The sequence below is a fragment of the Sphingomonas longa genome (assembly GCF_016892685.1).
Taxonomy (GTDB): Bacteria; Pseudomonadota; Alphaproteobacteria; order Sphingomonadales; family Sphingomonadaceae; genus Sphingomonas; species Sphingomonas longa.
The window spans coordinates 74,850-96,569 of the sequence record NZ_JAFEMC010000004.1; the positions used below are offsets into that span (position 1 = coordinate 74,850).

Consider the following 21,720-nt stretch of genomic DNA (forward strand, 5'->3'; position numbering starts at 1 on the left):
GTCTGACTAGATATCGCCGCCCGCCCGGTCAACGCTGCTCGTGCCCGGCCTCTCTTGATCATCCGCCAGCGCATCCTGCTCGATCCCCTTCAGCGTCGTTCCCGACCGATACGCCGCCCGTCCCAGCAACTGGGCCCCGATCGGCAGCGTCACCAGCAGGAACAGCACCGCCAGCGCGCCGCTCCCGACCCCCTCTCCGCGCAGCGCCAGCACCGCGCCCGCGACCGTCAGGGCGGTGCCCAGCGTCCCAGCCTTGGTCGCGCTATGCATCCGTTGCAGCGCATCGGGCAGGCGGATCACGCCAATCGCCGCGATCAGCAGGAACAGGACGCCGAGCGCCATCAGCAGCGTGGCGATCATTCCCCCGCTCCGTCGTTGCGTTCGAGGAACAGCGCGAACGCGGCGGTCGCGACGAAATTCACCAGCGCCAGCCCCAGCGCGACGTCGAGGAACGCGGCCCGCCCCGTCGATACCGCCGTCAGCGCCGCGAATCCGACCGCCACCGCCGTCAGCATGTCGAACGCCACGAACCGGTCCGCCGCACTCGGCCCGCGCACCATCCGCCATCCCGCCAACGCCAGCGCGGCGACCAGCGGCAGTTCCAGCCAGTCGACGATGCCGGTCATCGCTCCAGCTCCAGCAGATGCCGCTCGTATACGCGGCGGAACTTGGCGATGCTCGCCTCCGGATTGCGCCCGTCGAGCAGGTGCAGGTACAATCGCTTGCGGTCGTCCGACACGTGCAGGCACGTCGATCCGGGCGTCAGCGACGTGAAGCACGCCAGCAGCGCCACCGCCCACGGTGTCCTGACCTCCACCGGCATCGCCACGATCGCCGGATGCGTGCGGATCGTCGGCGCCAGCACGACGCGCGCCACCGCGAACGACGACAGCAGAAGATCGGCGACGAAGCTGGCGAGCAGCGCGACGAGGGCAAGGGGCTTCCGCATCACGACCCCATCCGCGCCAGCGCCGCCGCCGACAGCTTCGCGACGATCGCCACCCGCTCCGGCAGCAACCCGATCGCCAGCGTCGCTCCCGACAGGATCGCCATGCCCGCCAGCATCGACCACGGCACGCGCCGCACGCGCCGGCCCTTCAGCGATTTCCAGCACGCCTCCGACCACAGGCTGGCGACCGACACGATCGTCAGCAGCGCGGCGACCAACGCCGCCACCGCCAGCCACGCCGCCCCGCCCGCGAACGCCGCGCGCACCACCAGCAGCTTCGCCCAGAACCCGGACAGCGGCGGGATACCGGCCAGCGACAGCATCGGCACCGCGAACAGGAACGCGAACAGCGGGTTGGACCGGATCATGCCGCCCGTGCCGCGCAGGTTCCAGCTTCCCGTCGCGCGGTGGATCGCGCCCAGTCCGAAGAACAGGTTCGCCTGCACGATCATGGAATGCACCATGTAGAACACCGCCGCATCGACCCCGGCCGGCGTCGCCATCGACAGACCCGCCGCCATGTATCCGACCTGCGCGACCACGTGATAGCCGATCAGCCGCCGCATATCCGTCTGCGCCAGCGCCGACAGCGCGCACAGCAGCATCGTCGCCGCCGCGATCACGCGCAGCGCGGGCGTCAGGAACGTCGCGCCCAGCCCGAACACGCCCGCGACGACGACGAGCAACGCGTAGAAGCCCATCTTGGTCAGCAGCCCGGCGAACACCGCCGCCGCCGGCAGCGGCGCCGCGGCATAGGAGGACGGCAACCAGACGTGGAACGGCACCAGCCCCGATTTCAGCGCCAGCCCGCCGACCAGCAACGCCGCCGCCGTCGCCGTGGCGACGCTCGGACCCTCGTCGCCCAGCACCCGCGCCAGCGTCACCAGATCGAGCGTTCCGGTCACGCCATAGATCAACGCGATCCCCGCCAGGATCGCGGTCGCGCCCAGCATGCCGAATGCGGCATAGCGGATCGCGCCGCCGATCTGCGCCTGCCGCCGGTCGAGCGTCACCAGCCCGAGCGCGGCGAGCAGCGCCAGCTCGAACCACACATACAGGTTGAACAGATCGGTCGTCAGGAACGCGCCGTTTACCGCCGCCAGCAACGCCAGCATCAGCGCGTCATAGCCCGCCCGCCGTCGCCGTGGCCCGATCGCCGCATGGCCGAACACCGCGCCCGCGAACGCGATCAGGGCACTGACCAGCACCAGCCCCGCGCCCGGCAGTCGTGCCGAAAAGCCGACGCCGATCGCCGCCGGCCAGCCGCCGAACACCGTCAGCGCCAGCGGCCCGTCCTGCGTCGCGCGTCCCAACAACATCATCGCGCCGACCAGCACGATCCCGTGCACGACCAGCGACACTGCCTCCGCGACGCCGGCGCGGCGACGCAGCAGCGCGGCGACACCGGCCCCCAGCATCGGCAGCCCGACGGGCAGGATCAGGAGCCATGCGTCAGTCAGCGTGCGGCTCCCGGATCTCCGGATCGTCCGGCTGCTCGGCCGCGTCCAGATCGCGCGCATCGAGCGATCCCGACGACCGCCAGCCGGTGACGACGATCGTCGCCAGCACCACCGTCAGCGCGAAGCCGATCACGATCGCGGTCAGGATCAGCGCCTGCGCCAGCGGATCGGCCGCCTCGCCCAGCGCCTTTTCGCCGGCGCGGATCAGCGGCGGCTGACGGCTGCCGAAATCGCCCGCGACGAACAGCATGACGTTCACGCCCGTCGACAGCAACGCCAGCCCCAGCAGGATGCGGACGAGGTTGCGCGAGAGGATCATGTACAATGCCGCGCCCATGATCGCGGCGGCGCAGAACGCATAGAGGATCGTCATCGCGCTCCCTCCCGCCGCAATCCGAACAGGAAGGTCAGCACCGCCCCCAGCACGACGAGGAACACGCCCAGATCGAACGCGATCGTCGTCCCCAGCTTGGGCAGCGGCACGCCCGCGGGCGGCTCCCACCACAATTGCGACAGGAACGGCCCACCGGCGATCATCCCCGGCAATCCGCTCAGCACCGCCAGCAACAGTCCGATCGCGACCAGCGTCGTCGGCCGCGCCCGCAGCCGGGTCTCCGCCGACCGCACGCCCCGCGCCAGCGCGAACACCGCGAAGGCCAGCGCCGCGACCAGCCCGCCGACGAAGCCGCCGCCCGGCTGGTCGTGCCCACGCCACAGGATCAGGACGGAGGCGACGATCAGCAACCAGAACAACGGCCCGCTCGCCGCGGCGAAGCTGTAATGGACCGCACGGCGTGGCTGTGGCTCCGTCTTGCGCGCGCCTAGCAGCGACGCACCCAGCAGCGCCGCGACCGCGATCACCGTCGTCTCGCCCAGCGTATCGAACCCGCGGAAATCGACGAGGATGACGTTGACGACGTTCAGCCCCTTGCCCGCGACATAGCTCATCCGCCCGAACCAGTCGGCGGCGGGAGTCGGGTGGCCCGCCCCCGTCATGTCGACCATCGCCACGAACATCACCGCCGCGAACGCCGTCGCGATCGCGGCGTCGCCGGCGCGCTGGCGGGGGCGACGACTGCGCGCGGCGTCCAGCGGCACCGCCAGCAGCAATGCGGTCAGCAGCACGACCAGCAGCGCCTCGACCGTGAACTGCGTGATCGCCAGATCGGGCGCGCCATTGACCATGAAGGTGATCGCCACCGCGAACCCGGTGATCCCGACCGCGACCATCGTCGTCAGCAGGTTGCGCGCGCGTACCGCCGCCACCGCACCACCGACGCCGATCAGCGCGACCAGCGCCTCCGCCGGCCGGAGCGCGTCCACCACCGGCCAGCGGATCGCCGCGCCCGCGACCGCCAGCGACCACAGCACCAGCGCGACGAGTGCGACGGCGGTGGTCACGACGTAGCGCCGCAGGTCGCCATGCTCGACCCAGCCGGTCACGGCGGCGCTCACCCGCAACAGCCCGCGCACCGTCGTCTCCCACAGCCGCTCCAGCCCGATCTCCTCGATCAGATAGGCGTCACGCAGGAACGCGTGGATCGACCGCCACCAGCGGACGATCGCCGCACCGATCGCCACCACGATCAGGCTCAATCCCAGCATCGGCGTCCAGCCATGCCACACCGAGACATCGACCGGCACCGCACGCCCATAGACCGCCGCCACCGCCGGCCGGATCGCAACGCGCGTGATCCAGTCGGGATCGAGACTGATCGTCAGCCCAGCCAGCGCCAGCAGCAGCGGCGGCATGAACAGCGATACGCTCTCGGGATGCTCGACCTTCACCGGCTTGACCGGCTTCAGGAAGAACGGGCGCAGCGTCACGACGCCCGCCACGCCGACCATGACGGCGTTGACCAGCACCGCGATCGCCAGCGGGATCAGTTCCCAACTGCTCTCCAGCTGCGCCTCGAACAGGAATTCCTTGGAGATGAAGCCCAGGAACGGCGGGATGCCCGCCATCGACAGGCTCGCGCCGGTACACGCGATCGCCGTCATCGGCAGCTTGCGCGCCAACCCGCCGAGCGACCGCAGCGTCCCCGTGCCGGTGGCGTGCAGCACCGATCCCGCGCAAAAGAACAACGCCGCCTTGTAGATCGCGTGCGCCAGCAGGAACCCGATCATCGCCACCGTCGCCGCCGGTCCGTCGAGCCCCACCAGCAGCACGAGAATGCCGAGCGACGCCATCGTCGAATAGGCGAGCGCCGACTTGAAGCTCTCCGCGCGCAACGCCTGCACCGACGCGACCGCCATCGTCACGCAGGCGACGGTGATCAGCGTCGTGCGCCCCCACCACGTCGCGGCGATCACCGGCTCGAACCGCGCGAGCAGGTAGATGCCCAACTTCACCATCGTCGCCGAATGCAGGAACGCGGACGCGGGCGTCGGCGCCTGCATCGCGTTGGGCAGCCAGAAATGGAACGGGAACTGCGCCGATTTGGTGAAGGCGGCGATCATGACGCACAGGATGATCGGCACGCCGTAGGGGCTGGCGACGATCTGCGGCGCGTTCCCGGCGACGGCGGCCAGCGACCAGTTGCCCGTCACCTGCGCGATCATCGCCGCCGCCGCGACCAGCGCCAGCCCGCCGCCCGCCGTCACCTGCAACGCCATGATCGCCGCCCGGCGCGACCGCGCGCTGCGGCTGTCGAACCCGATCAGCAGGAACGACAATATGCTGGTGGCCTCCCAGAACACGATCAGCAACAGCATGTTGTCGGCCAGCACCGTGCCGAGCATCGCCGTCATGAACAGCAGGATCAGCGTGAAGAAACGCGACCGCTCAGCGCGCGGCTTGTCGGTCAGATACCCGCCCGCATACACCGCGACGAGCCCGCCGATGCCGGTGATGAGCAGGCAGAACAGGAACGAGAACCCGTCCAGCCTCAGCGTCAGGTCGAGCCCGAGCGAAGGCGCCCACGCGATGCCCTCGCCCCGCACCCATCCTCGCTCGACGACGGGCGCGTAGGCGACGAAGGCGGCGGCGAGCCCGAACGGCAGCAGCGCGACGATGAACCCCGCGCCCTTCCCCACATACCGCGCCGACAGCGGTACGATGCAACTCCCGAGGAGCGCGACGAGGAGCAGCACGAACATGTGCCTGTCCTAATGCCGCAGCGCCGCGATGGATGCACGATGTTCCCGTCGGCGGGGATTGGCTCGTCCAGCGCTCCCGGCTTTACCGTCCTCCAAACCGTCATGTTCGAAGTCCGCTGTCCTACACACCCAATCGGGAGTATCGCGAAAGACGCTCTTTGAAATCGTCGACGTTCACGCCGCGGCGAAACGCCGCATTGGACTAACCTTAGCCTAACCTTCCGAACGCTCGTCGAGCGGAAATCCAATCAGCGCCGGTACTTATGGTCCAACCAGTCGAACACCGGCAGCGCCTCGGTCCGCTTCAGGTCGAACCACGCGGCGTTCTCCCAGTCGGACCCCTTGCCCCACCGCGTGCCGCAGCGCGTCGAAACCCAGTTCGGCTCCCAGTACACCACGCCGATCCCCCCGGCATCGACCGTCAATTGCGTCAGGTCGATCATGAACTTGCGCTGCCCCGCCGGCGTCGCCGGATAGCCCTTCACCAGCGCATCGGTGCCAAGCAGGTTCTTCGCCGTATCACCCGCCTCCAGCGTAAACGGGTATCCCGTCTCGACCACGATCACGTCCGCGCCGAACCGCGCCTTCGCAGTCGCGATCACCTGCTTCAGTTGCGGCAACGAGTATTTCGACCATTTGCTGTAATAGCTGATGCCGATGATATCGTAACCGGTCACGCCCGCCGCCTTCGCTGCGGTGAACCACGGCAGCACATGCTCGGGTTGCGCGATGTGCAGCATGACGCGCGGATCGATCGAGGCGGTCTTGCCGACCTCCCGCACCGCCCTGATCCCGGCGTTGAACAGCGCGGCGTTGCGTGCCCAGTTGATCGGGGTCATCTCCTTGCCGCCGAGCAGTTCCGGGTTCGTCTCGTTGCCCACCTGTACCATCTCCGGCATCGCGCCGTCGCGGTCCAGCCGCAGCAGCGTGTCGCGGGTGAAGTCGTGCAGCGCCTTCGCCTGCGCCTCCGTCGACAGTCCCTCCCACGCCTTCGGCGTCAACTGCTTGCCGCCGTCCGCCCAGTCGTCCGAATAGTGGAAGTCGAGCAGCACCTGCATCCCCGCCGCCTTCGCGCGACGGATCGTCTTCAGCACGTCCGCATAGTTGCTGTACTTCGTCCACGTCGCGTTGTTCCATAGGCGCACCCGGACGATGTTGCCGCCGCGGGCATTCAGATAGGCGAACGGATCGACCGGCTTGCCGGCGGCCCGGTACACCGCTCCGCAATCCTCCATCTCGTTCACGTACGACAGGTCGCCGCCCAGATAGAGCCCGCCCTTCGGCAGCGGCGCAAGCTCTCCCGCCTGCGCCGTGGAGGCAAACAGCGCAGCGGCCAGGATCAAACGGCGCATCAGGATACTCTCGGCCATCAGGAATCTGCCGGCATAGCGACGATGCGGACCGCGTCGCCCTTCAGCCCATCGGCGGACACGGTGGCGAGGATCGGTCCCGGCTTGGCTCCGACCCGCAGGATCGCCTGCGCCAGCCCGTGGAACGCCCGCCGCTCGCTCGCGACATCCGCCTCCAGACTGGTCGGATTACCGTTGCCGACGCCGATGATCGCGCCGTCGCCCTGCACCGAAAAGCGCAGCATCTGGTCCGCGTCGGGCACCGGCCGCCCCTTGGCGTCGACCACCTCGGCGCGCAGCATCGCGACATCGTCGCCGCCCGCCTTCGTCATGCGCCGGTCGGCGGTCAGCCGCACCGCCGCCGCCGGACCCGCCGTCTCGCAGACCGACCGCGTCACGCGACGCCCCTTGTTATAACCGCGCGCCTCGATCCGACCGGGTGCATAGGGGACACTCCACGCCAGATGACCGTTGCGCGGCATCGCCTTGCGCCCCAGCGAGCGGCCGTTGAGCAGCAGCTCGACCTCCTCGCAATTGCCATGCGCCCACACCTCGATTGGCTGACCCTCGCGGCCCGGCCATGTCCAGTGCGGCAAGAGGTGGACCAGCGGCTCGTCCGGCCGCCACCACGCGCGGTAGTAATAGTAATTGTCCTTCGGGAACCCGCACGTGTCGAGGATACCGAAGTAGCTGGAGATGCTCGGGAACTGCGCATAGGGCGTCGGCTCGCCGCGATAATCGAAGCCGGTCCATACGAACCCGCCCGCGATATACGGCCGCGCCGCCGCGATCGTCCACCACGCCTCCGCGGTCGATGCCCACCACGGATGCTCGGTGTCGTAGGCGCGGGCGACATGCGCCGCGGCATCGTTGGCATAGGCTCCGCGCGTCGCGACCGTGCTGCCCGTTTCGGACCCGTAGGTCGGCACGGTCGGGAAGCTCTGGTGGAACCCCTCGATCTTGTCGGTGCGATAGTTGAAGCCGACCACGTCCACGACCTTCGCCGCGCCGTGATCCCAGCTATTGTCGAACGCGAACGTCGTCGGCCGCGTCGGGTCCAGCGTGCGGACATGCGCCTGCATCGCCGCCGTCACCCGCGCGCCCTTGTCGGTGCCCTGCTGCGGCTCCTCGTTGCCCAGCGACCACGCGATCACGCACGGATGATTGCGGTCGCGGCGCAGGATGCGGTCGAGCTGACCCATCGCCTCCTCATCGCTGCTGTTCAGCCGCGCTTCAACGATCATCAGCATGCCCATCTCGTCGCACAGGTCGAGCAGTGCCGCCGCCGGCGGATTGTGCGCGCTGCGCCATGCGTTCGACCCCATCGACTGCAACTGCGCGATCCGGAACGCGTGCAGCGCGTCGGGGATGCCGCTGCCGACACCGGCATGATCCTGATGGTTGCAGGTGCCGAGCAGCTTGACCTGCTTGCCGTTGAGGAGGAATCCGCGCTCCGCATCGAACCGCACCGTGCGGATGCCGAACCGCGTCTCGTCGGCATCGATCACGCGATCGCCGACCACGATTTCACACGCGAGCCGGTACAGCTTCGGTGTCTCCACCGACCATAGCACCGGCGCGGTCACCCGCGCCTCTCCGTCCAGCGTCGTCCGTTCGCCCGGCGCGATGCGGAACGTCGCATCGGGCAGCGCGACCTCACGCCCGTCCGGCCCGACCAGCTTGCGCCGCAGCGTGCCCGACGCCTCCGCCGCGCCGCTGTTGAACACTTCGGTCGCGGCAGTGACGCGCGCACCGTCCGCGCCAACCTCGCTGCGCACCACGCTATGCCATTGCGGCATGCGCAGCGGATCGGCGCGGACCAGATCGACATGGCGGTACAGCCCCGCCCCCTCGTAGAACCATCCCTCGCCCAGCGTCGCATCGACGCGCAGCGCCAGTATGTTCGGCCCGCCGTCGTAATCGAGGAAGTCGTCGATCGCGACCGCGAACGGCGCGTAGCCGCTCTCGTTCCGACCGACGATGTGCCCGTTCACGAACACCAGACAGTCGCGAAACACCCCGTCGAACTCCAGCCACAGCCGCCGTCCGCGATCCGCCGCCGTCACCGCGATCGTACGCCGGTACCAGCCGATGCTGTTGCCGGGGAAAGACCGCCCGATCGCCTTGAAGCCGTGAGCGGCGGCGGCGTCCTCGCTGTCCTTGCCCGCCGGCTTCTCCGGTCTGGCGAAGGGCAGCGCCACCGCCCAGTCGTGCGGCACGCGCACCGCCTGCCAACCCGCATCGTCGAACTTGGCCATCGCCGCGTCCGCAGTGGAGTTGCCCGCCTTGGCGAACGTCCGCTGATTGCGACCGAAGCCGAAATCCCGCTCCTGATCCGCCGCGTGCCCAAGATGGAAGCGCCACTCCGCCAGCCGCTCGCGCAACCGCGGCGATACGGTCTCCTTCGCCCCCGCGCCGCTCGGGATCGCCACTGTCGACGCCAGCACCGCCGTCGCTCCGGTCGCGAGCACGCCCCGCCGCGTGAAGTCCTCGATCATGCTGCTCTCCCTAATTGTCTGATGAATGAGGGAGGCGCTGGAATCCAGTGGAATTTCAGGAACAGGATCAGGGGCGATGCTCCGGCACCGCCCCCTGATCGCTCAGGCGGCGACGCGGACCCGCGTGGTCGGCCGGCGCAGACCCGCACCGATCCCGCCGATGCCGACGATCATCAGCGCCCAGCTCGCCGGCTCCGGCACCATGCTGGCGGCCGAGAAGTTGGCGACCGTCGCGAGCTGCGCCTTGCTCAGCCCGGCGACATCCGGCCGCGCCACCAGCGACAACCCGCGTCGCGTCGCCAGCGCGACGTCGCTCGCCAGCGGCCCGTCGATGTCCCGCGCCAGGAACGCGTAGTTCAACAGGCTGACGGTCTGCCCCGCCCCCACCGTCAGGTCGAAGGCCGCGTTGTAGAAGTTCCGCGTGATCGCCTGCCGCCCGCTGCCGGTATTGCCAGACACCAGCGCCAGTACCGCATCGTCGATGCACGCCCCCGCGCCGTCGCTCTCGCAACTGACCATCAGGCCACCCCCGTCGTAGCCGACCAGCTCGTCGCCGTCCGACCCCAGATTGCCGAAGAACGACACCGTCGTCATGATCGTCGCACTGCCGGTGTTCGTGAAGCTGTCGAAGAATCGATAGGTGTTGCCCGACAGCAGCTCGACCTGTCGGTTCAGCGTCAGCCCGCCGAGCGTGCCGTTGAAATAGCCGAAATTGTCGAACGTATCGAAGCCGCCGTCGGCGACCGAGCCGAGTGCCCGGTTGGACGGCTGCACCGTACCGCCGCGCCCGACATAGCGGTCGGACGTACCGGTACCGGTAAAGATGTCGGCCCCCGCCTGGAATTGCTGGGCACCGGCCGCAGTCGGAAGGAGCGCGGCCGAAAGCGAGAGCGCGAGCGTGAAGGTCTTCATGTCAAATCTCCGGAATAGATCAGGTGCGTCGCCGGCTTACTTGCGGCGGGCGGTCAGCCACTGGTCGGGGGTCAGCGCACGGCCGACGAGGCGCAGTTCGCCGATATGGCCGAAATACCCGTCCTCCATCGCGCCGTCCCAATGCGTCGCGCCGATCACCCAGGGCTGGTTGACGTTCTGCGACCGGATGCCGGTCGTGCCGTTGACGTTGCGCAACACCGGCGCGCCCTCGACGTACAGGATCGTGTCCCGGGTCGCTGGATCGTTGACGATGGCGACGTGGTACCAGGTGTTGGCCATGATCTCGCCCGACCAGTTCGCCTTGGGCTGGCTGGAATTGCTGGCGGGCACGATCTCCCACTGCACCTCGCGCAGCGACGAAATCGCGAACAGCACCGACGACGCCTCTCGATCACCGCCGCTGAACCCCGGCAGATTGCCGCGATTGCCCATCCGCGCCAGGATGTTGCACCATCGGTGGTTCTCGCGGGTCCAGTTCGCGTCGACCTTGATGAACGCCTCGACCGTGTAGCCGTCCCAGAAACTGCGGTTGTTGACGCCCATCCCCGGCGCGGTCGCGAACGAGCTGCAACGCCCGGTGACCTTGTCCGAATTCAGGAAGCGCAGGCTGCCCGGTGCGGACGACAGGTAATGCTTGTCGTCGGTCCAGATCACGTCGCCGACCTGCGCCGGCCCGGTCAGCGGATTGCGCGTCATGTCGAAGCCGTTGCCGCTGATGTCGGCCAGCGTTTCGCCGATCGCGACCGCCTGTCCGGCCTTGCCGCCGGTCGCGCGCCAGTGCGCGTAGGTGTCCGGCACGACCGGAAAGTCGTTCGCGTCGCGGGGCGGCGTCATCACTGGCGGCACCGGATCGGTGTAATCCTTCAGCAGATTCGCCTTCACCACCGGCAGGATCGGCGCGCCGGTCGTCGCCAGCGTCGGCCTGAACTTCTGAAAGCCGGCGAAGCGCTTCTTGAAGTTGATAGGGATCGTGAACTGGTTGTTCGCCTCGGTCAGGACGGCACGGTCGAACTGGTTCAGCGTGGCCTTCGGCTTCTGGACGACCCAGGGCGAGAAGGACATGACGTTGATCCTGTTCGCGGTGAAATCGATCTCGTACAGCCGCATCAGCGCGTTGCCGCCCTGATAATCCATCTGGTAATCGACCACCATCTCCTCGACCTGATTGCCGAAGTCGTTGGTCTTCGACAGCCAAGCCGCGCCGTGATGATGGCCGTTCAGCGTCATGAAAATCTGGTCCGTATCGCGGATCAGCTTCTCCCACAGCATCTTGCCATATTCGGTTTCGAGCGGGCTGACGCCGTCCTTGTCGATGTTGAGCAATTGGTGGTTGGACAGGATCACCGGCAGCGTCGGGTTGCGCCGGATCACGTCGCGCGCCCACGCGATCGCAGCATCCGAGATGCGCCACGACAGCGACAGCACCATGAACTCGACCCCGTGCGCCTTGAACACATGCGCCTCGTGGAAACCGCTGCTGTCGCGCTCGCGGAACGTCGCCTGCGTCGCGGCGCGGCTTTTCGGAAACCATTGGAGGTACGGCTCCGCGCCGAGGTTGCGCTGCGCGTCGGTGCCCGACGACTGGTCCCACGGTCCGCGATATTCGTAATCGGTGACGACGTCGTGATTGCCCGCCAAAATCGAATACGGAATGCGCGCCGCCTCCAGCTGCTTCATCGCGGCATCGGCGATGCGCCACTGGTTGGGCTTGCCGACCTGATCGACCACGTCGCCCAGATGGATGACGAACGGAATGTTGTAGGCGGCGGCGTTGTCGGCGATCCACTTGGTCTGCGCGGCGAACGGCGTGCTGCCATATTTGCGCTGGAACTGCTCGCTTTCGTCCGTCGTCGCATAGCGCGAATAGAATTGCGTATCGGGCAGCACCGCGATCGTGAAGCTGGTGGTGGCGGTCGACGATCGCACCGCGCCTTGCGTGGTGATCGCGGTATCGGCAGCGGCCCCCGCTCCGCCCTCTCCGCACGCGCTCAGCAGGCCGGCCCCCAGCGGCAGGATCGACAGGCTGGCGGCACTGCGCAGCAACTCACGACGATCGGAAACACGGCGCAACAGCCGCTCGTTATCGACAGACATTTCAGATTTTCCCCGTAGACCCGGACACCGGTCCGCTGGGGGCTCGCCTAAGCACGCTTGGCGACAGGAGCGTTGCGGCTGCGTGCGACTTCGATGACGCAACGATGTCGTTGGGGTTACAATCGTATACCGCGGACGGTCCGGCGGGCGGAACGTTCACCGGACCATCCGCGATCACATTACAGGAACGGCCGCCCCCCCGTCACCGGGATCGTCGCGCCGGTGATGTAGCTCGCCTCGTCGCTCGCCAGCATCACGTACGGCGGCGCGAGTTCCGCCGGTTGCGCGGCCCGGCCCAGCGGCGTGTTCTGGCCGAACGTCTTGACCGCCTCGGGCGGCATCGTCGACGGGATCAGCGGCGTCCACACCGGCCCCGGCGCAACCGCATTCACGCGGATCTTCTTCTCCGCCAGCAATTGCGCCAACCCAGCGGTGAAATTGTGGATCGCCCCCTTTGTCGTCGCATAGGCGAGCAGCGTCTCGCTCGGCTGGTCGGCGTTGATCGAGGTCGTGTTGATGATCGACGCGCCCTCCTGCATGTGCGGCACCGCCGCCTTCGCCAGATAGAACATCGCGTGGATGTTGGTCGCGAACGTCTTCTGCCACTCCTCGTCCGCAATGTCCTCCAGCGAGGAAAAGCTGGCCTGATGCGCAGCGTTGTTGACCAGCACGTCGATGCGGCCGAACGCCTCCACCGCCTTCGCGACGACCGCGCGGGCATGATCGGGCTGGCTGATGTCGCCGGCGACCAGCACCGCCTGCTGCCCCGCCGCCTCGATCAGGCGCTGCGTCTCGCGTGCATCCTCGTCCTCGCTGAGATAGGCGATCAGCACGTCCGCGCCCTCGCGAGCAAAGGCCAGTGCGACCGCCCGGCCGATACCACTGTCGCCGCCCGTGATGATCGTCTTCTTTCCCGTCAGGCGGCCGTGCCCGACATAGCTGTCCTCGCCGTGGTCGGGACGCGGCGTCATCGCATCGGTGGTGCCGGGCATCTCCTGCTGCTGCTCGGCCTGGGGCGGTTCGGGACGATCGGTCATCGGGGGACTCCTGACAGGTTGGACTCGGCCCCGACAATCGGTCGGCCCGCCCCCACGTTCCCCGGAAAATGCCCGCTCATGATGTGGGTTAGCCGGTTTCCCGCAACTGCCCGGCGACCAGCGGCGCGACCTTGTCGGCGATCCGCGCCACGCCGCGCACGTTCGGATGCACCCGGTCGCCCTGCATCAACTCGGGGTCGCCGATCACCCCGTCGAGGATGAACGGATACAGCCCGCCCCCGTACCGCTTCGCCAGATCGGGCCAGATCGTATCGAACGCCGCGACGTAATCCGGGCCGAGGTTCGGCGGTGCCTTCATCCCCGTCAGCAGCACCGGTATCCCGCGCCGCTTCAGCTCGTCCAGCATCGCCGTCATGTTCGCCCGCGTCTCCGCCGGCGCGATCTGGCGCAACACATCGTTCCCGCCTAGCCCCAGCATCACGAGGTCGGGCTTCCGCTTCAGGTTGTCGAGCACGAACCCCAGCCGCTGCCGCCCAGCCGCACTGGTATCCCCCGAAACGCCGGCATTGACGACATCGGCGTTCACGCCCGCGCGCCGCAACCGCGCCTGCACCGCATCGGGCAGGCTCTGTCCGCGATCCAGCCCGTATCCCGCGTACAGGCTGTCCCCGAACGCCAGCACCAGACGTTCCTTGCCTGCCGGCCGTTGCACCGAAGCGGTCGCCCCCGGCGTCGGCGATGGCGCAGGGTCCGGCGCAGGCTGTCCGCAACCGCCGAGCAGCAGGGCTTGGACGAACGCGACGGCTGTCGCATAGCGCGGCAACGATCCCAACAGGCTATCCTTCCACTATGACCGACCCCGCTATGGTGATCGATGCCCGCGATGTCACCCTGACGCTCGGCGAAACCGCGATCCTGCGCGGCGTCGACCTGTCCGTGTCACGCGGCGAAAGCGTCGCGCTGCTCGGCACATCCGGATCGGGCAAGTCCTCGCTCATGGCGGTGCTCACCGGGCTGGAACGCGCGAGCGGCGGACAGGTGCTGGTCGACGGGCTCGACTTCGGCCGGCTGGACGAGGATGCGCTGGCAAAGGCGCGCCGAGGCCGGATCGGCATCGTCCTGCAAGCCTTCCATCTGCTGCCGACGATGACCGCGCGGGAGAATGTGGCGGTGCCGATGGAGCTTGCGGGCATGGCCGATGCGTGGCCACGCGCGGAGGCGGAACTCGCCGCCGTCGGCCTTGGCCACCGGCTCGACCATTATCCCACGCAATTGTCCGGCGGCGAGCAACAACGCGTGGCGATCGCCCGCGCGCTCGGCCCCCGCCCGCCGCTGGTGTTCGCGGACGAACCGACCGGCAATCTCGACACCGCGACCGGCGACGCGATCATGGACCTGCTGTTCGACCGTCGCGCCGCGCTCGGCGCGACGCTGGTCGTCATCACCCACGACGCGCGCCTCGCGGAACGCTGCGACCGTGTCGTCACGCTCGCCGACGGACACGTCGTTTGAGCAACTGGGCCTTTGCGTGGCGGCTGGCGCGGCGCGAACTCGACTGGCGGTTCCGCGGCCTGCGCCTGCTCGTCGCCTGCCTGTTTCTCGGCGTCGGGGCGCTGGCGGCGATCGGCGGCCTCGCCGACACCGTCGCCCGTGAGCTGGCGGTGCGCGGCAGCGCGATCCTCGGCGGCGATATCGAGGTAGCGACTTCGCAACGCCTCGCCACCACGCAGGAACGCGCCGCCCTGACACGGCTCGGCCGCGTGTCCGAAACCGTGCGGATGCAGGCCAACGCCGTCGCCGGCACCAACGCCGCGCCGATCCAGCTCAAGGCGGTCGACGCCGCCTACCCGCTCTACGGTGCCCTGAAGCTGGCCGATGGGCGCAGCGTCCGTGCCCCGGCGGGCGGAGAAGTCTGGATCGCCCCCACCCTCGCCTCCCGCCTAAGCCTCAAGCGCGGCGACGCCCTGCGCATCGGCACCGCGACCCTGCGCGTCGGCGGCATCATCACAGACGAACCCGACCGGCTGGGCGAGGGCTTCACGCTCGGCCCCGTCGCGATCGTCGCCATGCCGACGCTGGCCGCGACCGGACTGGTGCAGCCGGGCAGTCTGTACGACAGCCGCTACCGCGTTGCCCTGCCCGCCGGCTGGAGCCCCGATACCGCGACGACGCGCTTCCGCGACGCATTCCCGGCGGGCGGCTGGGCGGTCAAGACCCGCGACCGCGCCTCCCCCGGCGCGTCGCGGTTCGTCGGTCGCATGGGCGAGTTCCTGACGCTGGTCGGCCTCGCCGCGCTCGCGATCGCCGGCATCGGCGTGGGCAACGGCGTCGCCTCGTTCCTGACCGCACGCCGCGGCAGCATCGCCACGCTCAAGGTGCTGGGCGCGACCGCCGCCGATGTCGCACGTATCCATGCTTTGGAGATCGGCGCGGCGGCGCTGGTCGGCACGATCGGTGGTCTCGCGGTCGGCATCGTTGCCGTGCCGCTGCTGACCCGCGCGCTCGCCGGCACGCTCCCGATCGCCGCCGGCTTCGCGATCGAGGCGTGGCCGCTCGTCCGTGCAGCCGCCTATGGCCTGCTGATCGCCATCGCCTTCGCCGCGCCGCCCCTCGCCGCCGCCGGAGCCACACCCGCCGCCGGCCTGCTCAGGGGCGCACTTGCCCCCCTCCGCAGGGCGTCGTGGCGGGGCCGCACCATCGCCATCGCCGCGGGAGCCGCCGCCGTCGCGCTGGCCATCCTGTCGTCGGACCAGCCGCAGATCGCCGCCACCTTCCTCGCCGCCGTCTCCGGCGCGCTCCTGCTGCTGGCGGGACTCGGTCGCCTCGTCCGCATCGCCGCCGCTCGCCTGCCCCGCCCGCGCCGCCCGCTGATCCGGCTTGCTCTCGCCGCGCTGCACCGGCCGGGCGCGCGGACGGAAGCGCTGGTCGTCGCGCTCGGCCTCGGCCTGACATTGTTCGTGCTGCTCGCGGCGATCCGCACCAGCATCGACGCGAACATCGCCACCACCGTGCCCGCCCGCGCGCCCGCCCTGTTCGCGCTCGACGTGCCCCGCCCGCGCGAGGCGGAGTTCCGCCGCACCGTCCGGTCCGCCGCCCCCGGCGCAGCGATCCGCACGGTACCGATCCTCCGCGGCACGATCACTGCCTACAAGAACGTCCGCGTCGCCGACCTGAAGACCCTTCCCGAGGGCGCATGGGCGCTGCGCGGCGAACGCGGGCTGACCTATGCCCGCACCATCCCGGACGGCAACCGCCTGACCGCCGGCCGCTGGTGGCCCGCCGACTACAGCGGCCCGCCCCTCGTGTCGGTGGACGAGCGGCTGGCGCAGTCGCTCGCGCTCAAGGTCGGCGACACGCTGTCCGTCAGCCTGCTCGGCGTCGAGCGCACCGCGCGCATCGCCTCCCTGCGGCGGATCGACTGGGACACGCTCGGATTCAACTTCGTGCTGGTCTTCTCCCCCAACACGCTCGCCGACGCGCCGCACAACCTCGCGGCGACGATCGACCTTCCGACCGGCCGCGAAGGCGCCGTCACGCGCGCCCTGCTCGCCCCGTTTCCGTCCGTGTCGGTGATCGAAGTGCGCGGCGTGCTCGCGCAGGTCCGCGACATCGTCGGTCAGGTCGCCGCCGCAATCGCCGCCGCCGCCGGTGTTGCGGTGGCCGCCGGCATCGCCGTGCTGGTCGGCGCGATCGCCGCGGCACGGGAGGCGCGCACCTATGACGCCGTGATCCTGCGCACGCTCGGCGCGACCCGCGCGCAATTGCTGGCGGGACAGGCGATCGAATATCTGCTGCTCGGCCTCGTCGTCGCGGCGGTCGCGGTCGCCCTCGGCCTCGGCGGCGCCTGGTACGTCGTGGTGGAGATGTTCGGCTTCACATGGTCACCCGATCCGCTCGCGGTAGCAGTGACCCTCGTCGCCGGACTCAGCATCACCGTCGCGATCGGGCTGGCCGGCGCCTGGCCGATCATGAGCGCACGGCCGGCGCGTGCCCTGCGACAAATCTAGCGGAACAGCCGTGCGCTTCCAGCGCTATAGCGGCCATGACCGACCAACCCGCCCGCCAGGCCACGCTGTACCGCATGGTACTTCCCGACCACACCTGCCCGTTCGGCGTCCGCGCCAAGCAGTTGCTTCAGGCGGAGGGATGGCAGGTCGACGACCGCATCCTGCGCACCCGCGAAGAGGTTGACGCGTTCAAGGCCAAACACGGCGTCGACACCACGCCGCAGGTCTTCATCGACGGCGAGCGCATCGGCGGCAGCGACGACCTGGAACGCTGGCTGGCCGACGCGGTCTGACGCCGATCTCCCTGCCCGATCCAAGCGAAAATCCGATGTTCTTGAGGGATTAACGCTTTCGACAATGAAAGATATTATCCGGTTCCCATGATCGGCGCGGCCTCCCGCCGCCTGTCGATGGGGATTTCCATGTTTGCAAACCAGCCGATCGGCCGAAAGATCGCGACCTGCTTTTCCGTCATCGTGCTCGCCGTGCTGGCGATGATGGCGGTGCTGTACAACGCCAATGCCAGCATCGCCGATGCCGCCGCGCGTAGTGTCCGTAGCGAGAACATCCACCGCCTCACGCTGGAAATGGAAATCGCGATCCTGCGCCAGAACAGCCAGGTCCGCGGTTTCCTCATCACCGGCGATGAAGGCTATCTGAAGCAATTCCGCGAGGCACGCGACAACGGCTCCGCAGCCGCCAAGACCCTCGCCAGCCTGTTGACCCTGCCGCAGGATCGCGCCCGCGTCGCGCAGTCCGATGCCAGGATTCGTGCATGGCGTGTCCGGTGGGGCGATCCGCTGATCGCGCAGGTGCGTGCGGGCGATCGGTCGGGTGCGCAGGCAAAGCTGTCGGCATCCAGCAAGACGGTGACGATGGTGCCCGTCCTTGCCCCGCTCCGCGATTTGCGCGCCGATGCGCGGCAGGTCATGTCCGATACCCGCGCAGCGCAGGACGCGGCGCTGCGGACCAGCCTGATCGCGCTTGCGGCCGGCGGTGTTGCGCTGCTCGGGCTCGCCATTTCCTTGTCGATGCTGCTGGCACGCCAGCTCGCCCGCCCCGTCGTTCGCCTGACGACGGCGATGGCCACGCTGGCGGCCGGTGACAATGGCGTCGTCGTACCGGACACGGATCGTGGCGACGAGCTCGGCCGCATGTCGCAGGCCATGCTGGTGTTTCGCGACGCCGCCATTGCCAAGGCGAAAAGCGACATGGACCAGCATGCGGCGGTCAGCGGCATCGGCGCGGCGCTCAGCCGGCTTGCCGACGCCGATCTGACCACCCGCCTGTCCGGCTTCCCTGATGGCTATGGCACCATCGAACGCGACTTCAACGCCGCCGTCCAGAACCTGTCCGCGGCCCTGCTCGCCGTCAGCGATCGTTCCGCGGGGATCGACGTCAGCGCCAACGAGATCGCGCGCGCCTCGGACGATCTCGCCGCCCGGACCGAGCGGCAGGCGGCCTCTCTGGAGGAAACAGCGGCGGCGATGGACGAGATCACCTCGACCGTGCGCGACGCCGCCGATGGAGCCGCCAGATCCAGCAATATCGTCAACGCCACGCGTTCGGAAGCGGAGGCGGTAGGCACCATCGTCCGCCAGGCAGTCAACGCGATGGGCGGGATCGAGCGCACCTCCAGCGAAATCGGCGAGATCATCGCGCTGATCGACGGGATCGCGTTCCAGACCAATCTGCTGGCGCTGAATGCGGGTGTCGAGGCCGCCCGTGCCGGCGACGCCGGCCGCGGGTTCGCGGTCGTCGCGTCGGAGGTCCGCGCCCTCGCGCAACGCTCCGCCGACGCCGCCAACGACGTCAAGTCGCGCATCGTCGCCAGCCGGACACAGGTGGAACTGGGGGTCTCGCTGGTCGCGCAAACGGGCAAGGCGCTCGGCAGCATCATTGGCCGGATCGAGGAGGTCAGCGTCCTGGCTGGCCAGATCGCCACCTCCTCCGCGCATCAGGCCTCCGGAATGGGTCAGGTCAACATCGCGGTCAACGAGATGGAAAGCGTCACTCAGCAGAATGCGGCGATGGTCGAGCAGAGCAACGCCGCTGCGCGCACGTTGTCCAGCGATGCCGCCGAGCTCATGCGGCAGGTCCGCCGCTTCCGCATCCAAAGCGACACACCCGCGACGGCCGCGACTCCCCTGCAGCGAACCCCCGTCGATGCCCGCTACGCCGCCTAAGAACGATCGGTTGCCACCGCGGGAGGTTGGTAACCGACCGCTCCATCTCCCCACCGCGACCCCGGACCTGCTCCGGCACTACGCCGCTTAATTACGCGGCGGAGTAGCTGCCCCGACCGGCCGGGCACGGCGGGGGGACAGGCCGGGCTCCCAAGGGATCGGGGGGCCGTCCTATCGAACCCGAGGTGCACGCTGGACATCGGGCGCAGGCTCTCACGACCAACAAACGCTGTCCTACGCCCCACCTCCCGTGGCAAAGCGACCGCGATGACCACCATCTTTCCATCCCCGACCACCGCAACTTTCGTTCCGCCTCGCCTCCTGAACTTCACCCCCGCCAGCACCTCCACTTCCTCCACTTCGCCCCTTTTTCGGGCAGTGCGATGAGCGTTCTCGGCGTTGCCGCGTCATTTCTGGGCCAGCCCTGGCGCTGGCGGTCCCTCGCGGCGGATGCGCGCGACGGCGGCATGGGAGAGGCCGATCTCGTCACGCAGCTGCTGCTGTCGCGCGGCTGCCCGCCGGATGCTCTGGAGGCGCATCGCACCCCCTCGATCCGCGGCTTCATGCCCGATCCCTCGATCTTCCGCGACATGGACCGCGCCGCCGCGCGGCTCGCCGACGCGGTTCAGGCCGGTGAGCGGGTGGCGATCTTCGGCGACTATGATGTCGACGGCGCGACGTCCGCCGCCGTCATGATCCGCGTCCTGCGATCGCTCGGGCTCGATCCCGTCGCCTACATCCCGGACCGCCTCACCGAGGGCTATGGCCCAAGCGGCGCGGCGCTCGTCCGGCTCGCCACCGATGGCGCGACGCTGATCGCCACCGTCGATTGCGGCGCGCAGGCATTCGAGGCGCTGGAGGCCGCGCGCGACCACGGCGTCGACATCCTCGTCGTCGATCACCACAAATGCGCCAGCGCCCTGCCCCACGCCCACGCGCTGGTGAACCCGAACCGACTTGACGAGCTCGCCGACGCGGCCGCGCACGGGCATCTGGCGGCGGTCGGCATGTGTTTCCTCCTCGCCGCCGCGCTGGTTCGCGAACTGCGCACCCGCGGATATTTCGCCGATCGCGCGGAGCCGAAGCTGATCGACCTGCTCGATCTCGTCGCGCTTGGCACCGTCGCCGATGTCGCGCAGTTGCGCGGCCTCAACCGCGCCTTTGTCGCACAAGGCGTGAAGGTGATGGCGCGGCGGGCCAATCCCGGCCTCGATGCGCTGATCTCCGCGTCCCGCCTGACGCGGGCACCGACCGCCACCGATCTCGGCTTCGCGCTCGGCCCGCGCATCAACGCCGGTGGCCGCGTCGGCCGTGCCGATCTCGGCGTGCGCCTGCTCACCACCGACGATCCGGCGGAGGCGCAGGCGCTCGCTTCCGAGCTCGACCGCTACAACGAGGAACGCCGCGCGATCGAGGCGGCGGTGCAGGAACATGCCGACACGCTCATCGATGCATCTGCCCGCGTCGTCGTCGTCTCGGGCCGCGGCTGGCATCCCGGCGTCATCGGCATCGTCGCCGGACGCCTGAAGGAGCGGCTCGGCCGACCGGTCGTCGTCATCGCGCTGGACGACGCGGGCGTCGGCAAAGGCTCTGGCCGCTCGATCACCGGCGTCGATCTCGGCGCGGCGGTTCTCGCGGCGAAAGAACACGGGCTGCTTGCGGCGGGCGGCGGTCACGCAATGGCCGCCGGCCTGACCGTGGCAGAGGCGGACATTCCCGCTTTCGCCGCTTTCCTCGACGATCGCCTCGCCGCCGCCGTCGACCGCGCCCGCGAAGATCGGGCGCTTCTGCTGGACGCCGTGCTGGCCCCCGGCGGAGTCACCCCCGACTTGGTGCGCTCACTGGAGGCCGGCGGCCCTTACGGCGCCGGCTGGCCCTCCCCGCGCGTTGCCGCCGGCCCCGTGCGCCTCGTGAAGGTCGACATCGTCGGCAACGGCCATGTCCGCGCGATCGCCACCGGCGACGACGGCCGCGGGTTCAAGGCCGTCGCGTTCCGCGCCGCCGACACGCCGCTCGGCCAGACGCTGCTCGCCTGCGCCCCCCACCGCCGCCTCTGGCTCGCGGGCCGCGCGAAGATCGACGACTGGGGCAGCCGCCCCGCCGCCGAACTTCATCTCGACGATGCCGCGTGGGCGGATTGACGCGCC

At 69.2% G+C, this 21,720-nt stretch carries 17 protein-coding genes; 5 read left to right on the plus strand and 12 right to left on the minus strand.

Going from position 1 to position 21,720, the window contains the following annotated elements; translation table 11 throughout:
* Positions 1-6: 6 nt before the first annotated feature.
* The 12 genes from mnhG to ILT43_RS13775 all read right to left on the minus strand — a co-directional run bounded on the left by mnhG (position 7) and on the right by ILT43_RS13775 (position 14,212).
* A complete protein-coding gene (gene mnhG, locus ILT43_RS13720) occupies positions 7-360 on the minus strand; it encodes a monovalent cation/H(+) antiporter subunit G (RefSeq protein WP_204199545.1) in 354 nt (117 codons plus the stop codon).
* Positions 357-626, minus strand: coding sequence for an MrpF/PhaF family protein (locus ILT43_RS13725; RefSeq protein ID WP_204199546.1), 270 nt, complete (start codon positions 624-626; stop codon positions 357-359). Before ILT43_RS13725 ends, mnhG begins: the two co-directional genes overlap by 4 nt.
* Entirely contained in the window at positions 623-949 is a 327-nt protein-coding gene (locus tag ILT43_RS13730; protein ID WP_239474828.1) for a Na+/H+ antiporter subunit E, read from the minus strand. Before ILT43_RS13730 ends, ILT43_RS13725 begins: the two co-directional genes overlap by 4 nt.
* Complete coding sequence (locus ILT43_RS13735) at positions 949-2,469, minus strand: proton-conducting transporter transmembrane domain-containing protein (protein ID WP_204199548.1); 1,521 nt, start codon at positions 2,467-2,469, stop codon at positions 949-951. The genes ILT43_RS13730 and ILT43_RS13735 overlap by 1 nt, the downstream gene beginning before the upstream one ends.
* Positions 2,402-2,782: a sodium:proton antiporter gene (locus tag ILT43_RS13740; protein ID WP_204199549.1), complete on the minus strand. Its 381-nt coding sequence runs from the start codon at positions 2,780-2,782 to the stop codon at positions 2,402-2,404. Before ILT43_RS13740 ends, ILT43_RS13735 begins: the two co-directional genes overlap by 68 nt.
* Positions 2,779-5,508: a hydrogen gas-evolving membrane-bound hydrogenase subunit E gene (mbhE, locus tag ILT43_RS13745; RefSeq protein ID WP_204199550.1), complete on the minus strand. Its 2,730-nt coding sequence runs from the start codon at positions 5,506-5,508 to the stop codon at positions 2,779-2,781. Before mbhE ends, ILT43_RS13740 begins: the two co-directional genes overlap by 4 nt.
* A gap of 248 nt (positions 5,509-5,756) precedes the next feature.
* The gene (locus ILT43_RS13750) at positions 5,757-6,860 is read right to left on the minus strand and encodes a glycoside hydrolase family 53 protein (RefSeq protein WP_204199551.1); all 1,104 of its coding nucleotides are present in this window, start codon (positions 6,858-6,860) and stop codon (positions 5,757-5,759) included.
* 17 nt (positions 6,861-6,877) lie between these two features.
* Positions 6,878-9,355, minus strand: coding sequence for a beta-galactosidase GalA (galA, locus tag ILT43_RS13755; protein WP_204199552.1), 2,478 nt, complete (start codon positions 9,353-9,355; stop codon positions 6,878-6,880).
* A gap of 102 nt (positions 9,356-9,457) precedes the next feature.
* A complete protein-coding gene (locus tag ILT43_RS13760) occupies positions 9,458-10,267 on the minus strand; it encodes a PEPxxWA-CTERM sorting domain-containing protein (RefSeq protein ID WP_204199553.1) in 810 nt (269 codons plus the stop codon).
* Between the two features lie 36 nt (positions 10,268-10,303).
* Positions 10,304-12,382 (minus strand): LamG-like jellyroll fold domain-containing protein, encoded by a 2,079-nt coding sequence (locus ILT43_RS13765; RefSeq protein WP_204199554.1) that lies wholly within the window; start codon positions 12,380-12,382, stop codon positions 10,304-10,306.
* Between the two features lie 179 nt (positions 12,383-12,561).
* A complete protein-coding gene (locus tag ILT43_RS13770; protein WP_204199555.1) occupies positions 12,562-13,419 on the minus strand; it encodes a glucose 1-dehydrogenase in 858 nt (285 codons plus the stop codon).
* A gap of 88 nt (positions 13,420-13,507) precedes the next feature.
* Positions 13,508-14,212, minus strand: a complete 705-nt coding sequence (locus tag ILT43_RS13775; protein WP_204199556.1) for an arylesterase — start codon at positions 14,210-14,212, stop codon at positions 13,508-13,510.
* Positions 14,213-14,229: 17 nt separating this feature from the next.
* On the opposite strand from ILT43_RS13775, the gene ILT43_RS13780 reads away from it, so the two are divergent.
* The 5 genes from ILT43_RS13780 to recJ all read left to right on the plus strand — a co-directional run bounded on the left by ILT43_RS13780 (position 14,230) and on the right by recJ (position 21,714).
* On the plus strand, positions 14,230-14,892 hold the full coding sequence (locus ILT43_RS13780) for an ABC transporter ATP-binding protein (RefSeq protein WP_204199557.1): 663 nt from the start codon (positions 14,230-14,232) through the stop codon (positions 14,890-14,892).
* On the plus strand, positions 14,889-17,387 hold the full coding sequence (locus ILT43_RS13785; RefSeq protein ID WP_204199558.1) for an ABC transporter permease: 2,499 nt from the start codon (positions 14,889-14,891) through the stop codon (positions 17,385-17,387). Before ILT43_RS13780 ends, ILT43_RS13785 begins: the two co-directional genes overlap by 4 nt.
* Before the next feature lie 35 nt (positions 17,388-17,422).
* On the plus strand, positions 17,423-17,680 hold the full coding sequence (locus ILT43_RS13790; protein WP_204199559.1) for a glutaredoxin domain-containing protein: 258 nt from the start codon (positions 17,423-17,425) through the stop codon (positions 17,678-17,680).
* Positions 17,681-17,767: 87 nt separating this feature from the next.
* On the plus strand, positions 17,768-19,573 hold the full coding sequence (locus tag ILT43_RS13795) for a methyl-accepting chemotaxis protein (RefSeq protein ID WP_204199560.1): 1,806 nt from the start codon (positions 17,768-17,770) through the stop codon (positions 19,571-19,573).
* Positions 19,574-19,956: 383 nt separating this feature from the next.
* Positions 19,957-21,714, plus strand: a complete 1,758-nt coding sequence (gene recJ / locus ILT43_RS13800) for a single-stranded-DNA-specific exonuclease RecJ (RefSeq protein ID WP_204199561.1) — start codon at positions 19,957-19,959, stop codon at positions 21,712-21,714.
* Positions 21,715-21,720 lie beyond the last annotated feature (6 nt).

Excerpts from the sequence above, each read along its gene's own strand:
- ILT43_RS13795 (WP_204199560.1), top strand. The coding sequence starts at position 17,768 with ATGATCGGCGCGGCCTCCCGCCGCCTGTCGATGGGGATTTCCATGTTT.
- galA (WP_204199552.1), bottom strand. The coding sequence starts at position 9,355 with ATGATCGAGGACTTCACGCGGCGGGGCGTGCTCGCGACCGGAGCGACG.
- ILT43_RS13770 (WP_204199555.1), bottom strand. The coding sequence starts at position 13,419 with ATGACCGATCGTCCCGAACCGCCCCAGGCCGAGCAGCAGCAGGAGATG.
- ILT43_RS13735 (WP_204199548.1), bottom strand. The coding sequence starts at position 2,469 with ATGCGCGCGATCTGGACGCGGCCGAGCAGCCGGACGATCCGGAGATCC.
- ILT43_RS13740 (WP_204199549.1), bottom strand. The coding sequence starts at position 2,782 with ATGACGATCCTCTATGCGTTCTGCGCCGCCGCGATCATGGGCGCGGCA.
- ILT43_RS13725 (WP_204199546.1), bottom strand. The coding sequence starts at position 626 with ATGACCGGCATCGTCGACTGGCTGGAACTGCCGCTGGTCGCCGCGCTG.
- ILT43_RS13760 (WP_204199553.1), bottom strand. The coding sequence starts at position 10,267 with ATGAAGACCTTCACGCTCGCGCTCTCGCTTTCGGCCGCGCTCCTTCCG.
- mnhG (WP_204199545.1), bottom strand. The coding sequence starts at position 360 with ATGATCGCCACGCTGCTGATGGCGCTCGGCGTCCTGTTCCTGCTGATC.
- ILT43_RS13750 (WP_204199551.1), bottom strand. The coding sequence starts at position 6,860 with ATGCGCCGTTTGATCCTGGCCGCTGCGCTGTTTGCCTCCACGGCGCAG.
- recJ (WP_204199561.1), top strand. The coding sequence starts at position 19,957 with ATGAGCGTTCTCGGCGTTGCCGCGTCATTTCTGGGCCAGCCCTGGCGC.
- ILT43_RS13790 (WP_204199559.1), top strand. The coding sequence starts at position 17,423 with ATGACCGACCAACCCGCCCGCCAGGCCACGCTGTACCGCATGGTACTT.
- mbhE (WP_204199550.1), bottom strand. The coding sequence starts at position 5,508 with ATGTTCGTGCTGCTCCTCGTCGCGCTCCTCGGGAGTTGCATCGTACCG.
- ILT43_RS13780 (WP_204199557.1), top strand. The coding sequence starts at position 14,230 with ATGACCGACCCCGCTATGGTGATCGATGCCCGCGATGTCACCCTGACG.
- ILT43_RS13765 (WP_204199554.1), bottom strand. The coding sequence starts at position 12,382 with ATGTCTGTCGATAACGAGCGGCTGTTGCGCCGTGTTTCCGATCGTCGT.
- ILT43_RS13730 (WP_239474828.1), bottom strand. The coding sequence starts at position 949 with ATGCGGAAGCCCCTTGCCCTCGTCGCGCTGCTCGCCAGCTTCGTCGCC.